Origin of the sequence: Methylotenera sp. (assembly GCF_030653755.1) — a bacterium.
In the GTDB taxonomy this organism is placed as follows: domain Bacteria; phylum Pseudomonadota; class Gammaproteobacteria; order Burkholderiales; family Methylophilaceae; genus Methylotenera.
The window spans coordinates 1-12,338 of sequence record NZ_JAURYU010000022.1 but is presented as its reverse complement, the minus strand read 5'-3'; the positions used below and the strand labels follow the sequence as shown (position 1 = coordinate 12,338).

The following is a 12,338-nucleotide window of genomic DNA, read 5'->3' as shown; positions in this document are numbered from 1 at the left end:
TAAAAACGTACACCATCATGTCCATACTCATCGATCTAAAAATTCTAGACGACCGCTTGCGCAGTCAGTTTCCCACCTACGCCACACCTGGATCAGCAGGTTTAGATTTACGCGCTTGCATTGAGTCACCCATGACTCTACAGCCAGGGGAAACCACATTGATTCCTACTGGTATGGCGATTCATATCGACAACACTTATTATGCAGCACTTATTTTACCGCGCTCAGGCCTAGGCCATAAGCACGGCATTGTGCTGGGGAACCTCGTTGGACTTATTGATTCAGACTATCAAGGGCAACTAATGGTATCCTGCTGGAATCGTGGCAACACTGCGTTTGAATTAAACCCGCTAGAACGAATCGCGCAGTTAGTGATTGTGCCAGTCATGCAAGCTGAATTTCATGTTGTAGACGATTTTGACACCTCAGAACGTGGCGAAGGCGGCTTTGGTAGCACGGGAAAACATTAAGAATTAATAATATGTGAATTAACTGAAAAGAAACACATATTTAGCTTGAAACAAACAAAGAATGTGTACTATAATCACGCTCTTTCTCAAAAATAGAGTTCTTGGAGATAACCATGGCACGTGTATGTCAGGTAACAGGCAAAAAGCCAATGGTGGGTAACAATGTTTCTCACGCACAAAACAAAACAAAACGTCGTTTTTTACCTAATTTGCAAAACCGCAAATTTTGGGTTGAGAGCGAAAATCGCTGGGTAAGCATGCGTATTACTAACGCTGCGCTACGCACTATCGACAAAAACGGTATTGACGCTGTATTAGCTGATATGCGTGCTGCGGGCCAAAAGATTTAAGCTGCTAACTTAACTTAGCAAATAAAGGAAAGTAAAATGCGCGAAAAAATTAAATTAGAGTCAAGTGCTGGTACAGGTCATTTCTATACCACTACAAAAAACAAACGTACAATGCCAGGCAAATTAGAAATCAAAAAATTTGATCCAGTTGTACGCAAGCACGTAATGTACAAAGAAACAAAATTGAAATAATTCATTATTTCGATAATAAAAAAGCTCACTATATGTGAGCTTTTTTATTATCCAGACTATTTCGAAGAGTGATATAGCTACTCTCCCAAACAATCCGATGAGCAGCTAATTTCACTCTTAATACCAGGAAGACTGTGAGCACTAGTAACGCCTCGATAAAAACCATTCATTACTTCCACCTTGAATAGATTGCGCCTGCGCGGGAATGACGGATTATTTAATGGAGTAGTTATAGCACTCAAAAATACATTTAGCTGTGTAAACCTACAATATCGTAAGCAGATTACCTGTTAAAGCTTTCAAACGCTGATCCTCCAGCAATAATTTAATCAACTACACTCACTGAATCGCCCAATATACGCACCTCTCTCTGAGGATAAGGGATAGAGACATTATTTGCCTTAAACAAGCGCCAAATCGCCAAGAAAAGCTCAGACTGCAGGCCTGCTGTACCCTGCTCAGCATCCGGAATCCACACAGACAACCTTAAATCAATGCCGCTATCTGCAAAACCTGTCACGATTGCTGCTGGCTCAGGCGTAACCAACACCCGGGCGTGCTCATTAGCCGCTTGCAACAATAATTTGATTACCAGATCCAAATCACTTTGATAAGCAACTTGAACCGTAACCACAACTCTAGTGTTTCTATCCAAAAACGAATGGTTAATAACAGGGTTTATGATCAAAGTTTCATTGGGGATAATGACCTCTGTACCATCCAGCTTTTGCAATACCAAATAACGCGTCCGCAAATCTCGAATAACGCCATAATGCACATCTATCGTAACAACATCACCAATCTGTATAGACTTATCTACTAGTAAAATAAATCCACTAACATAATTACTCGCAATCCGCTGCAAACCAAAACCTAAACCCACACCAAGCGCACCACCAAATACTGAGAGTAGTGTTAAATCTAGGCCAACAGCGGATAAGCCAATCAGTAACGCAATAAACAATAAAAATATTCTTAATACTTTTGACAGCACAACACGTGTATTCGCATTAATTTGCTCAACTTGCATGAGCTTGTTTTCTATAAATCGACTGAACCACATCGCAGTAAAAATCGTCACTAGTATCGTTAACAATCCTTGCAACACGATCAATAAGTTAACTTTAGTTTTCCCTATCGTAAATTCAATAGACTCCATTGCAGCTAATAATTCAGGTAAGAAGCCGCTCAAATGAGCAACAAGTACAAGCCATATCAACGTTGCTAATGCACTCTCAATCGCTTTAAGCACACCGCCTGGTGCAATGATGTATCGCATTGCATAAACGGCTAATCGGACAGCTGCCATTGCTAACAGCAAGTTACTGGCAAGTTGTAGCATCGCTGTATGCTGCCAAAAGCCTAACATCCATTTTGAAAGCAAAACAATACATAGCATTGATAATGGGAACAGAAGACGATTAAAGGTTCCGATACCAATTTTCCAATGCTCTGGTGCATGGCGCATCACATATGCACGTATTACTCCATTAATCATCCAAGCAATCGCAAATGCCATTAGAATCACACCAATTTGCCAGGCTGCAACGGGTGTGCCAATATCTGCTATTATTTCTTGCCAAATGAAATCGATACGATTACTCATATTTGAAAACCTAGGAATTAAATCAAAAAGATAGTAGCCAAACCTAAAAAGATAAAGAATCCTCCACTATCTGTCATTGCTGTAATCAGCACGCTTGACCCTACAGCAGGATCCCGCCCTATCTTGTTCATCATTAGCGGTATAACGACCCCCATCAACGCTGCTAATAATAAGTTAAGCGTCATGGCTGACATCATTACCAAACCCAATGGAAAGCTTCCGTATAGCGCGTAAGCGACGGCACCGATGACACTACCCCATAGCAACCCATTTAATAAAGCAACACCCAACTCTTTAGTAATAAGCGACTTCATATTATGAGAAGCAACTTGCCCTAATGCTAAACCACGCACAATCATGGTTGTTGTTTGGTTACCGGAGTTACCGCCTACACCAGCCACAATTGGCATCAATGCTGCTAAAGCTACTATTTTTTCAATAGAGCCTTCAAATAAGCCAATCACACGTGAGGCAACTAGCGCAGTGATTAAATTAATCGCTAACCAAGCCCATCTATTTTGCACAGACTTCCACACAGAGGCAAAGAAGTCCTCTTCTTCACGCAAGCCCGCCATAGAAAGCATGTCACTTTCAGCTTCTTCTCGAATCAAATCCATTACCGCATCAACCGTAACACGCCCTACCAGCTTGCCCTTTTCATCAACAACTGGCGCGGTGACTAAGTCATACCGTTCAAAAGCTTTGGCTGCATCATCTGCAACATCCTCAGGATGAAATATCACAGCATCTTCAGACATAACCTCGGCTACCTTAGCATCAAGATCACTCACAACCAATCGCTTAAGTGGCAATACGCCATGTAAAACATCATCACGATCGACAACAAACAACTTGTCCGTATGGTCAGGCAAACCGCCTAATCGACGCATATAACGTAAAGCAACTTCCAAGGTGATATCTTCACGTATCGTGACGATATCAAAGTCCATAATTGAACCTACAGCATCATCAGAATAGGATAACGCAGATTGCAGTCGAGCACGATTTTGTGCGTCAAGACTATCCATGAGGTCCTGGAGCACATCTTTAGGCAAGTCAGGGGCTAGGTCAGCCAGCTCATCTGTATCAAGTTGCTCAGCTGCAGCAAGTAGCTCCTCTGAGTCCATATCAGCGATCAGCGTCTGCCTTACAGCATCAGACACTTCAAGCAATATTTCACCATCTCGATCGGCCTTGACCAACTCCCAAACATCTAAACGCTGCTCAAGTGGTAAAGCTTCTAGAATATAGGCAACATCTGCAGGATGTAATAACTCTAATTTCTTTTGTAATTCATTAAGATTTTGCTTGTGTACAAGAGACTCGATCAACTCGTGATTAGACATCTCTTGGTTGTGAACCATATTCTCAATTAAGCGATGCTTTTCAAGTAGCGATATAACCTGTTGCAGGCTCTCACTTAAACTCTCTTTCGTATCTTGAATGTCTGCCATAATTACCCAATACTATTTTTTATTTATTTACTATGCCATTATGATTTATTTTTAATAAAAAAAATGAATCATTCGGCAAAAAATCTGAGTTAATCAGCAGATTAACATGTAGAAAATATATTCACAGAGACTATAACAACGATGCTAAAGCTTAACCTTTATACCACATCCCACTGTCATCTTTGCGAACAAGCAGAAGCAATGCTAACTAGCATAGCGAATGATTATGACATTAGTTGGAGCTCGATAGAAATTTCAGACAACGAGCAACTGATGGAAACTTACGGCACAAAAATCCCAGTGATACAAATAGTCGACACAGGCGTTGAAGTTACGTGGCCATTTGATAAAGAAGCATTACTTAGACTAACCAACCGATAACTATTGAACTGATTATATATTCAAAAATGTACGCGTTAAAACTAAAAAACCAGCAATAAAGCTGGTTTTTTAGTTTTAATACAACTTGAACTTCTTATTCTGCGACAACAGCTTCAGTTGATGGATCTGGACGATCAACTAGTTCTACTAAAGCCATAGGTGCATTGTCACCATTACGGAAACCACATTTCAAAATACGTAGATAACCACCATTACGTGTTAGGTAACGTGGACCTAACTCAGCAAACAATTTACCTACAATGTCACGATCACGTAAACGATCGAAAGCAAGACGGCGGTTTGCCAAAGTTGCAGTTTTACTAAGCGTAATTAACGGCTCTGCAAACTTACGCAACTCTTTTGCTTTTGGCAAAGTAGTTTTGATGATTTCATGACGCAACAGAGATGTTGTCATGTTACGGAACATTGCAGCACGATGACTGCTTGTACGATTTAATTTACGATTGCTATTACCGTGACGCATAGTAATTCCTTAAGTTTTCTATATCTTCAATATCAGCTTGTATTAAGCTTTTTCTAAACCAACCGGTGGCCAGTTTTCTAATTTCATACCCAATGTCAAGCCACGAGTAGCCAAGACATCTTTAATTTCATTCAATGACTTACGGCCAAGATTAGGAGCTTTTAACAACTCATTCTCTGTACGTTGAATCAAATCACCAATGTAAAATATATTTTCCGCTTTCAAGCAGTTAGCTGAACGAACTGTCAACTCTAAATCATCAACTGGACGTAGTAGAACTGGATCAACTTGTGGGGCAGACTTAACTTCAACTTCACTTGGTGCGCCTTCTAAATCAGCAAATACTGACAACTGACCCATTAAAATACGAGCAGCATCACGAATTGCTTGTTCAGGTTCAATAACACCATTTGTTTCAACATCCATGACCAACTTATCCAAGTCAGTACGTTGTTCAACACGAGCGCTATCAACATAGTAACTAACTTTGTTAATTGGGCTAAATGATGCATCAACCATGATAAAACCCAACACGCGGTCTTCATCATTAGATTTTTGACGTACTGGTACAGGTTGATAACCACGACCGATTTCGACTTTAACTTCTAAGTTCAGTTTGCCACCTTTAGTAAGATGAGCAATAACATGATCAGGATTAACGATTTCAGCATCGTGCCCAGTTTCAAAGTCAGCAGCTGTAACAACACCTTCAACAGATTTATTCAATTTAAGAATAGTTTCTGATTTTGTGTTTAACTTCAGCGCCACACCTTTAAGGTTAAGCAAGATATCAACAACATCCTCTTGAACCCCATCTAAAGTAGAATACTCATGTACTACACCATCAATTTTAACTTCAGTAATTGCGAAGCCTGGAATTGATGAAAGCAAAACGCGACGTAATGCATTACCAAGCGTGTAACCAAAACCACGCTCCATTGGCTCTAAAGTAACACGTGCGCGTAATGGAGATAACACCTCAACATCAACAACGCGAGGCTTTAAATACTCGGTAGGACTGTTTTGCATAGTTATACCTTTAATTTTTTAATATGCTCGTTACTTACATAAAGTACGAGTGATTAACTTGGTTAGCCCTTAAGCTAACCAATAATCTAATCAGAACTTAATTACTTAGAGTAAAGCTCAACTACCAATGATTCATTGATGGTTGGTGGCAACTCATCGCGTTGTGGCTTAGCTTTAAAAGTACCTTTCAAAGCTTTAACATCAACTTCTAACCACTCTGGGAAACCACGTTGCTCAGCAGCCTCTAAAGCACTTTTAATACGCAACTGTGTTTTTGATGCTTCAGCTACGCTAATAACATCACCAGCTTTAACTTGGTATGAAGGAATATTAACGCGCTTACCATTTACTAAAATGCTGTTGTGGCGAACAATTTGACGAGCTTCAGTACGCGAGCCGCCCAAACCCATTCTGAAAGTAACGTTATCTAAACGGCACTCTAACAACTGAAGTAAGTTCTCACCAGTAATACCTTTTTTGCGATCAGCTTCTGCGTAGTAGCTACGGAATTGCGCTTCTAAAACGCCGTAGATACGACGTACTTTTTGTTTCTCACGTAATTGAACACCGTAGTCAGACAAACGTTGATTACGACGTTGACCGTGTTGACCAGGTGGGAAGTTACGTTTTTCTATTGCACATTTATCAGTAAAGCATTTTTCAGCTTTTAAAAACAACTTCTCGCCTTCGCGACGGCACTGACGGCATTTAGGATCTAAATTTCTAGCCAAGATAGTTCTCCAGTAATCTTTTTCGCTTAGATGCGACGTTTTTTAGGTGGACGGCAACCGTTATGCGGCACTGGCGTCACATCAGTAATGCTGGTAATTTTAAAACCAGCTGCATTAAGTGCGCGCACAGCAGATTCACGACCTGGACCTGGGCCTTTAATGCGCACTTCTAAATTTTTCACGCCGTTCTCTTGCGCTGATTTACCAGCAACTTCAGCTGCAACCTGTGCTGCAAAAGGGGTACTTTTACGTGAACCTTTAAAACCTTGACCACCAGATGTAGCCCATGACAAAGCATTGCCTTGACGGTCTGTAATCGTGATGATGGTATTGTTAAAAGATGCGTGCACATGGGCAATGCCCTCTGCAATATTCTTTTTAACTTTTTTTCTTACGCGTACATTAGCTTTTGCCATGTTGCATTTTCCTTACCAATAAATCTAACTTAAATTGTAAACTTCCAACCATTCAAATCTAAAAGCGCTCAATTGATAATCAATGTGCGCCTAAGAATGGGTTACTTAGACTGCTTAATTGCCTTAATTGGGCCTTTACGTGTACGCGCATTAGTTTTAGTGCGCTGACCACGAACTGGTAATCCACGACGATGACGGACGCCTCTGTAGCATCCTAAATCCATCAAACGTTTAATATTCATTGAAACTTCGCGACGTAAGTCACCTTCAACTTTGAACTTCGCTACTTCATCACGTAACTTTTCAACATCTGCATCATTCAAATCTTTAATTTTTGCAGTTGCTAAAACACCAGCTGCAAGGCAAATCTTTTGTGCAGTGTTACGTCCAATACCGAAAATTGCTGTTAAAGCAATTTCAGTGTGTTTGTTATTCGGGATATTTACCCCTGCAATACGCGCCATACTTTACTCCAAATTAGGCCTTACTGATTCACTTGCTTCAAAAAAGCCGATGATTTTAACAGGAAAACCATTTTTTATCAAATAGCTAATCTTCTGATCAATCAAATTATTGACCAACTTTAATTAATATGCAGCCTAAGCCTTTATTAATTCGGGTTAATTGAAATTAATTAATTAACCTTGACGTTGTTTATGACGCGGATCTGTGCAGATAATACGCACAACGCCACGACGACGAACAACTTTACAATGACGGCATAAAGCCTTTACTGATGCACGAACTCTCATATTTCACTCCAAGACAACTAAACTGTATGCATACAACGCTTATTATTTATTTCACACGGAACGTAATTCGCGCGCGAGATAAATCATAAGGCGTCATCTCAACGGTGACTTTATCACCAGGTAAAATACGAATATAGTGCATACGCATTTTTCCTGAAATATAGCCTAAAACAACATGACCATTTTCTAACTTAACTCTGAAAGTAGCATTGGGGAGATTTTCTAAGATCTCACCTTGCATTTCAATTCTATCTTCCTTAGCCATCTTACAATTACTTAACGCTCGGTGCGTTACCTTTAAAATTGGCTTTTCTAAGCAACCCCTCGTATTGATGTGACATCAAATGAGACTGCACTTGCGTCATAAAGTCCATAGTAACTACGACAATAATCAACAAAGAAGTACCACCAAAATAGAAAGGCGTATTAAATTTTAAAATCAAAAACTCGGGCAACAAACATACCAACGTAATATAAGCAGCACCTACTAGTGTCAAACGACCCATAATGCGATCAATATACTTCGCGGTCTGATCACCAGGTCTAATACCTGGTACAAAAGCGCCGCTTTTCTTCAAGTTATCAGCTGTATCTTTAGGATTAAACTGCAACGCTGTATAGAAAAAACAGAAGAAGAAAATTGCTGCTGCAAACAAAAATATGTAAATAGGTTGCCCTGGTGACAATGCTGCCGCTACATCTTTAAGCCAAAACGTACTTTCACTGCTACCAAACCAACCAGCCAAAGTAGCAGGAAAAAGAATGATACTAGAAGCAAAAATTGGAGGTATTACACCAGCCATGTTTAGCTTCATAGGTAAATGCGTAGTTTGACCACCATATACTTTATTACCAACTTGACGCTTAGCATAATTGACTGTGATTTTTCTCTGGCCACGCTCAACAAACACAACTAGAGCAGTCACTAAAACCGTAGCTACAAGCAAGAAGAAAGCTAAAGGAATACTAAAAGCACCTGTATTCACCATTTCTGCGGTTGTGCTAATTGCACTAGGCAACCCTGCAACAATACCTGCAAAAATAATGATAGAAATTCCGTTACCAATACCTCGTTCTGTAATCTGCTCACCAAGCCACATTAAGAACATGGTGCCTGACACCAAAGTTATAACCGCAGTCAGTCTAAACGCCATACCTGGATCAAAAACAAGATTAGGCTGACCTTCCAACATGATCGCGATACCTAATGCCTGAAACGTAGCAAGTACGACAGTGCCGTATCGCGTATACTTAGTAATCGTTCTACGACCTGCTTCACCTTCTTTTTTCAACTGCTCTAACTTAGGTGATACTGCGGTCATTAACTGCATAATAATAGATGCAGAAATATAAGGCATGATACCTAAAGCAAAAACAGTAAATCTAGACAAAGCACCGCCTGAGAACATGTTAAACATGCCCAATATGCCGCCACTTTGTGAAGCAAATAACTTAGCAAGTTCATCAGGATTAATACCTGGAACAGGAATATGTGCGCCTAAACGGTAAACGATTAAAGCACCTAAGACAAACAATAGGCGACTTTTAAGTTCGCCCATTTTTGCCGCTGTTTTTAATATGCCTTCTTGTGCCAAGATATATACTCTTAAGCAGCTTCTAGAACTTTACCACCAGCAGCTTCAACCGCAGCGCGAGCGCCTTTAGTCAATAGCAAACCTTGGATACTGTACTTAGCAGTTACATCGCCAGATAAGAAAATCTTAGCGTTAGTAACTGTACCAGAAACGATGTTTGCTGCCTTTAAAGCCAACAAGTCAATCACCTCATTAGGAATCAAAGCCAACTCGCTAGTACGTACATGAGCTGTTTTTGCTTTAGTTAGTGATTTGAAGCCACGTTTTGGTAAGCGACGTTGAATAGGCATTTGACCGCCCTCAAAGCCTACTTTATGAAAACCACCAGTACGTGACTTTTGACCTTTATGACCACGACCAGCTGTTTTACCTAAACCAGAACCAATACCACGACCAACACGGCGACGTTCTTTTTTTGAGCCTTCTGCAGGCTTAATCGTATTTAATTGCATTATCCCTCTACCTTTAATAGATAGCCAACGGTATTAATCATACCGCGAATTGCTGGAGTATCTTGTAGCTCAACTGTATGGTGCATGCGACGTAAACCTAGACCTCTAACGGTAGCTTTATGCGACTCAATACGACCAATAACACTTTTAACAAGAGTTACTTTAATGCCTGATGCATCTTTTTTTGCTTTAGCCATAACTAGCCTCTAATTTCTTCAACTGATTTACCGCGTTTAGCTGCGATTTCTGCTGGTGTATTCATTGACTCCAAACCATTTAAGGTAGCACGAACCAAGTTATAAGGATTAGTTGAACCAATACATTTGGCAACAACGTTAGTCACACCCATCACTTCAAAAATTGCGCGCATTGCACCACCAGCAATAATGCCAGTACCTTCAGAAGCTGGTTGAATAAACACTTTAGCAGCACCATGTACACCAGTCACTGCATGATGCAACGTGCCGTTTGTTAAATTAATCTTTAACATTCCACGACGTGCTTCATCCATTGCTTTTTGTACCGCAACTGGTACTTCACGTGCTTTACCTTTGCCCATACCGACAGCACCATCGCCATCACCAACTACTGTAAGAGCTGCAAAACTCATGATACGACCACCTTTAACCGTTTTACTTACACGATTAACTGCAATCATTTTTTCGCGCAAACCATCAGTCTGCTGCTGTTGCTGTTCAATTTCTTTTGCCATCATTAACCTCTTTAGCAATCAGACCAATTAGAAGGACAAGCCGTTTTCACGTGCGGCATCAGCCAACGCTTTAATACGACCATGATATTTGTAACCAGAACGATCAAAAGCAACTGTAGTTACACCTGCTTTTACCGCTTTTTCAGCAATTAGCTTGCCAACTGCAGTGGCAGCTTCAACATTGCCACCATTTTTAATGTTTTTACGAACGTCAGCCTCTACAGTAGAAGCGCTAACAATCACCTTATCACCAGTGCCGGCAATAATTTGCGCATAAATGTGCGTATTAGTACGGTGCACACTTAAACGAGTAACTTTTAGCTCTGCAATTTTGGCACGGGTTTTACGTGCACGACGCAAGCGATTATTTACGTTGTTCATTTTTTAAGCCTTATTTCTTTTTGGTTTCTTTAATTACAACAACTTCATCAGCATATCGTACGCCTTTGCCTTTATATGGCTCTGGAGCGCGGTAAGCACGAATCTGTGCTGCAACTTGACCGATTACCTGTTTATCAACACCTGTTAACACAACTTCTGTAGGTGTAGGTGTTTGAACAGTAACGCCAGCTGGCATTTTATGGTTAATCGGATGTGAATAGCCCAATTCTAGATTCAACACAGCGCCTTGTGCAGCAGCTTTGTAACCAACGCCAACTAGCATTAATTTACGTGTAAAGCCTTCTGAAACACCTTTAACCATGTTTGCAACTAAGGCACGAAGCGTACCTGACATTGCTTGAGAATGCTGAGCATCGTTAGCCGCTGCAAAAGTGATAGTTTCACCCTCACGCTTAAGCAAAACTGCACCAGTCAAAGACTGCGTCAATTTACCTAAAGGACCACTAACACTAATTGCATCAGCGCTTAACACAACTTCAACTTTAGCAGGAATAGCTACTGGATTTTTAGCAACACGTGACATTTGCTTCTCCTTAAGCCACTACGCACAGCACTTCACCACCGATACCGGCAGCTTGAGCTTTACGATCTGTCATTACACCCTTAGATGTAGACATAATTGTCACACCAAGGCCATTCATTACCTTAGGAATCTCTTGACTTCCTTTGTACACGCGTAAACCAGGCTTACTGATACGCTGAATTCGTTCAATTACTGGACGACCTGCGTAATATTTAAGACTAATGTTTAACGTTGCTTTATTACCTTCTGTTTGCACAGCAAAGTCTTCAATGTAACCTTCATCTTTAAGAACGCTAGCAATAGCTGACTTAACATTAGAAGAAGGCATAGTTACAACCGCTTTATTGACCATCTGCGCATTACGAATGCGAGTCAACATATCGGCAATTGGATCACTCATACTCATAGATCTATTCCCCTATTACCAGCTAGCTTTGGTGACGCCTGGCACTTGGCCACTCATCATTAAATCACGCAACTTACTACGCGCAATACCAAATTTACTAAACACACCACGTGGGCGACCAGTTAAAGCACAACGATTACGAAGACGCACTGGGCTTGAGTTGCGTGGCAGCGCCTGGAATTTCATGCGCGACTCAAGACGACTTTCAGCCGTAGCAGTAACATCATTCATTGCCGCTTCTAATGCAGCACGTTTTACAGCGAATTTACTTACAGTTGCGCGACGTTTGATTTCGCGTTCTGTCATACAGGTTTTAGCCATGACTTAACCTCTGAAAGGAAAACTAAACGCAGCAAGCAAAGCTTTTGCCTCTTCATCCGTTT

General features: G+C 40.7%; 21 protein-coding genes. 4 read left to right on the top strand and 17 right to left on the bottom strand.

Translation table 11 applies throughout. The features are described from left to right. Positions 1-17: 17 nt before the first annotated feature. The 3 genes from dut to rpmG all read left to right on the top strand — a co-directional run bounded on the left by dut (position 18) and on the right by rpmG (position 1,012). On the top strand, positions 18-470 hold the full coding sequence (gene dut, locus Q7U33_RS04100; protein ID WP_304858322.1) for a dUTP diphosphatase: 453 nt from the start codon (positions 18-20) through the stop codon (positions 468-470). Positions 471-583: 113 nt separating this feature from the next. Continuing rightward, positions 584-820 (top strand): 50S ribosomal protein L28, encoded by a 237-nt coding sequence (rpmB, locus tag Q7U33_RS04095; RefSeq protein ID WP_019899727.1) that lies wholly within the window; start codon positions 584-586, stop codon positions 818-820. Between the two features lie 36 nt (positions 821-856). Continuing rightward, positions 857-1,012, top strand: coding sequence for a 50S ribosomal protein L33 (gene rpmG, locus Q7U33_RS04090; RefSeq protein WP_015831324.1), 156 nt, complete (start codon positions 857-859; stop codon positions 1,010-1,012). Between the two features lie 325 nt (positions 1,013-1,337). On the opposite strand, the gene Q7U33_RS04085 is transcribed toward rpmG, so the two are convergent. Both Q7U33_RS04085 and mgtE read right to left on the bottom strand, forming a co-directional pair. Then, a complete protein-coding gene (locus Q7U33_RS04085; RefSeq protein ID WP_304858321.1) occupies positions 1,338-2,618 on the bottom strand; it encodes a mechanosensitive ion channel family protein in 1,281 nt (426 codons plus the stop codon). A 17-nt stretch (positions 2,619-2,635) separates the two neighbouring features. Then, positions 2,636-4,072, bottom strand: coding sequence for a magnesium transporter (gene mgtE / locus Q7U33_RS04080; protein ID WP_304858320.1), 1,437 nt, complete (start codon positions 4,070-4,072; stop codon positions 2,636-2,638). A gap of 141 nt (positions 4,073-4,213) precedes the next feature. Here mgtE and Q7U33_RS04075 point away from each other — a divergent pair, with 141 nt between their 5' ends. After that, entirely contained in the window at positions 4,214-4,453 is a 240-nt protein-coding gene (locus tag Q7U33_RS04075) for a glutaredoxin family protein (RefSeq protein WP_304858319.1), read from the top strand. A 94-nt stretch (positions 4,454-4,547) separates the two neighbouring features. Here Q7U33_RS04075 and rplQ read toward each other — a convergent pair whose 3' ends face one another. From rplQ to rpsN, 15 genes are all read right to left on the bottom strand, one after another. Further along, entirely contained in the window at positions 4,548-4,937 is a 390-nt protein-coding gene (gene rplQ, locus Q7U33_RS04070) for a 50S ribosomal protein L17 (RefSeq protein ID WP_036301940.1), read from the bottom strand. A 42-nt stretch (positions 4,938-4,979) separates the two neighbouring features. Continuing rightward, positions 4,980-5,966, bottom strand: a complete 987-nt coding sequence (rpoA, locus tag Q7U33_RS04065; RefSeq protein ID WP_304858318.1) for a DNA-directed RNA polymerase subunit alpha — start codon at positions 5,964-5,966, stop codon at positions 4,980-4,982. A 101-nt stretch (positions 5,967-6,067) separates the two neighbouring features. Next, the gene (gene rpsD / locus Q7U33_RS04060; RefSeq protein WP_304858317.1) at positions 6,068-6,697 is read right to left on the bottom strand and encodes a 30S ribosomal protein S4; all 630 of its coding nucleotides are present in this window, start codon (positions 6,695-6,697) and stop codon (positions 6,068-6,070) included. Positions 6,698-6,723: 26 nt separating this feature from the next. Beyond that, complete coding sequence (gene rpsK / locus Q7U33_RS04055; RefSeq protein ID WP_013147062.1) at positions 6,724-7,113, bottom strand: 30S ribosomal protein S11; 390 nt, start codon at positions 7,111-7,113, stop codon at positions 6,724-6,726. A gap of 101 nt (positions 7,114-7,214) precedes the next feature. Beyond that, positions 7,215-7,577 (bottom strand): 30S ribosomal protein S13, encoded by a 363-nt coding sequence (gene rpsM, locus Q7U33_RS04050; protein ID WP_304858315.1) that lies wholly within the window; start codon positions 7,575-7,577, stop codon positions 7,215-7,217. A 174-nt stretch (positions 7,578-7,751) separates the two neighbouring features. Continuing rightward, entirely contained in the window at positions 7,752-7,865 is a 114-nt protein-coding gene (rpmJ, locus tag Q7U33_RS04045) for a 50S ribosomal protein L36 (RefSeq protein WP_019899738.1), read from the bottom strand. Positions 7,866-7,911: 46 nt separating this feature from the next. Beyond that, a complete protein-coding gene (gene infA, locus Q7U33_RS04040; RefSeq protein WP_304858312.1) occupies positions 7,912-8,130 on the bottom strand; it encodes a translation initiation factor IF-1 in 219 nt (72 codons plus the stop codon). A gap of 7 nt (positions 8,131-8,137) precedes the next feature. Next, complete coding sequence (gene secY, locus Q7U33_RS04035; RefSeq protein WP_304858310.1) at positions 8,138-9,460, bottom strand: preprotein translocase subunit SecY; 1,323 nt, start codon at positions 9,458-9,460, stop codon at positions 8,138-8,140. Between the two features lie 11 nt (positions 9,461-9,471). Next, on the bottom strand, positions 9,472-9,912 hold the full coding sequence (rplO, locus tag Q7U33_RS04030; RefSeq protein WP_304858309.1) for a 50S ribosomal protein L15: 441 nt from the start codon (positions 9,910-9,912) through the stop codon (positions 9,472-9,474). Continuing rightward, positions 9,912-10,109 (bottom strand): 50S ribosomal protein L30, encoded by a 198-nt coding sequence (gene rpmD / locus Q7U33_RS04025; RefSeq protein WP_304858308.1) that lies wholly within the window; start codon positions 10,107-10,109, stop codon positions 9,912-9,914. Before rpmD ends, rplO begins: the two co-directional genes overlap by 1 nt. Before the next feature lie 2 nt (positions 10,110-10,111). Next, positions 10,112-10,624 (bottom strand): 30S ribosomal protein S5, encoded by a 513-nt coding sequence (gene rpsE, locus Q7U33_RS04020; RefSeq protein WP_015831312.1) that lies wholly within the window; start codon positions 10,622-10,624, stop codon positions 10,112-10,114. Positions 10,625-10,651: 27 nt separating this feature from the next. Next, the gene (gene rplR, locus Q7U33_RS04015) at positions 10,652-11,005 is read right to left on the bottom strand and encodes a 50S ribosomal protein L18 (protein ID WP_304858307.1); all 354 of its coding nucleotides are present in this window, start codon (positions 11,003-11,005) and stop codon (positions 10,652-10,654) included. A gap of 10 nt (positions 11,006-11,015) precedes the next feature. Further along, positions 11,016-11,549: a 50S ribosomal protein L6 gene (rplF, locus tag Q7U33_RS04010; protein ID WP_304858306.1), complete on the bottom strand. Its 534-nt coding sequence runs from the start codon at positions 11,547-11,549 to the stop codon at positions 11,016-11,018. A gap of 10 nt (positions 11,550-11,559) precedes the next feature. Then, the gene (gene rpsH / locus Q7U33_RS04005; RefSeq protein WP_019899743.1) at positions 11,560-11,955 is read right to left on the bottom strand and encodes a 30S ribosomal protein S8; all 396 of its coding nucleotides are present in this window, start codon (positions 11,953-11,955) and stop codon (positions 11,560-11,562) included. A gap of 15 nt (positions 11,956-11,970) precedes the next feature. Continuing rightward, positions 11,971-12,276 carry a 30S ribosomal protein S14 gene (gene rpsN / locus Q7U33_RS04000; protein WP_304858305.1) on the bottom strand — a complete coding sequence of 102 codons (306 nt, stop codon included), beginning with the start codon at positions 12,274-12,276 and terminating at the stop codon, positions 11,971-11,973. Between the last annotated feature and the right edge of the window lie 62 nt (positions 12,277-12,338).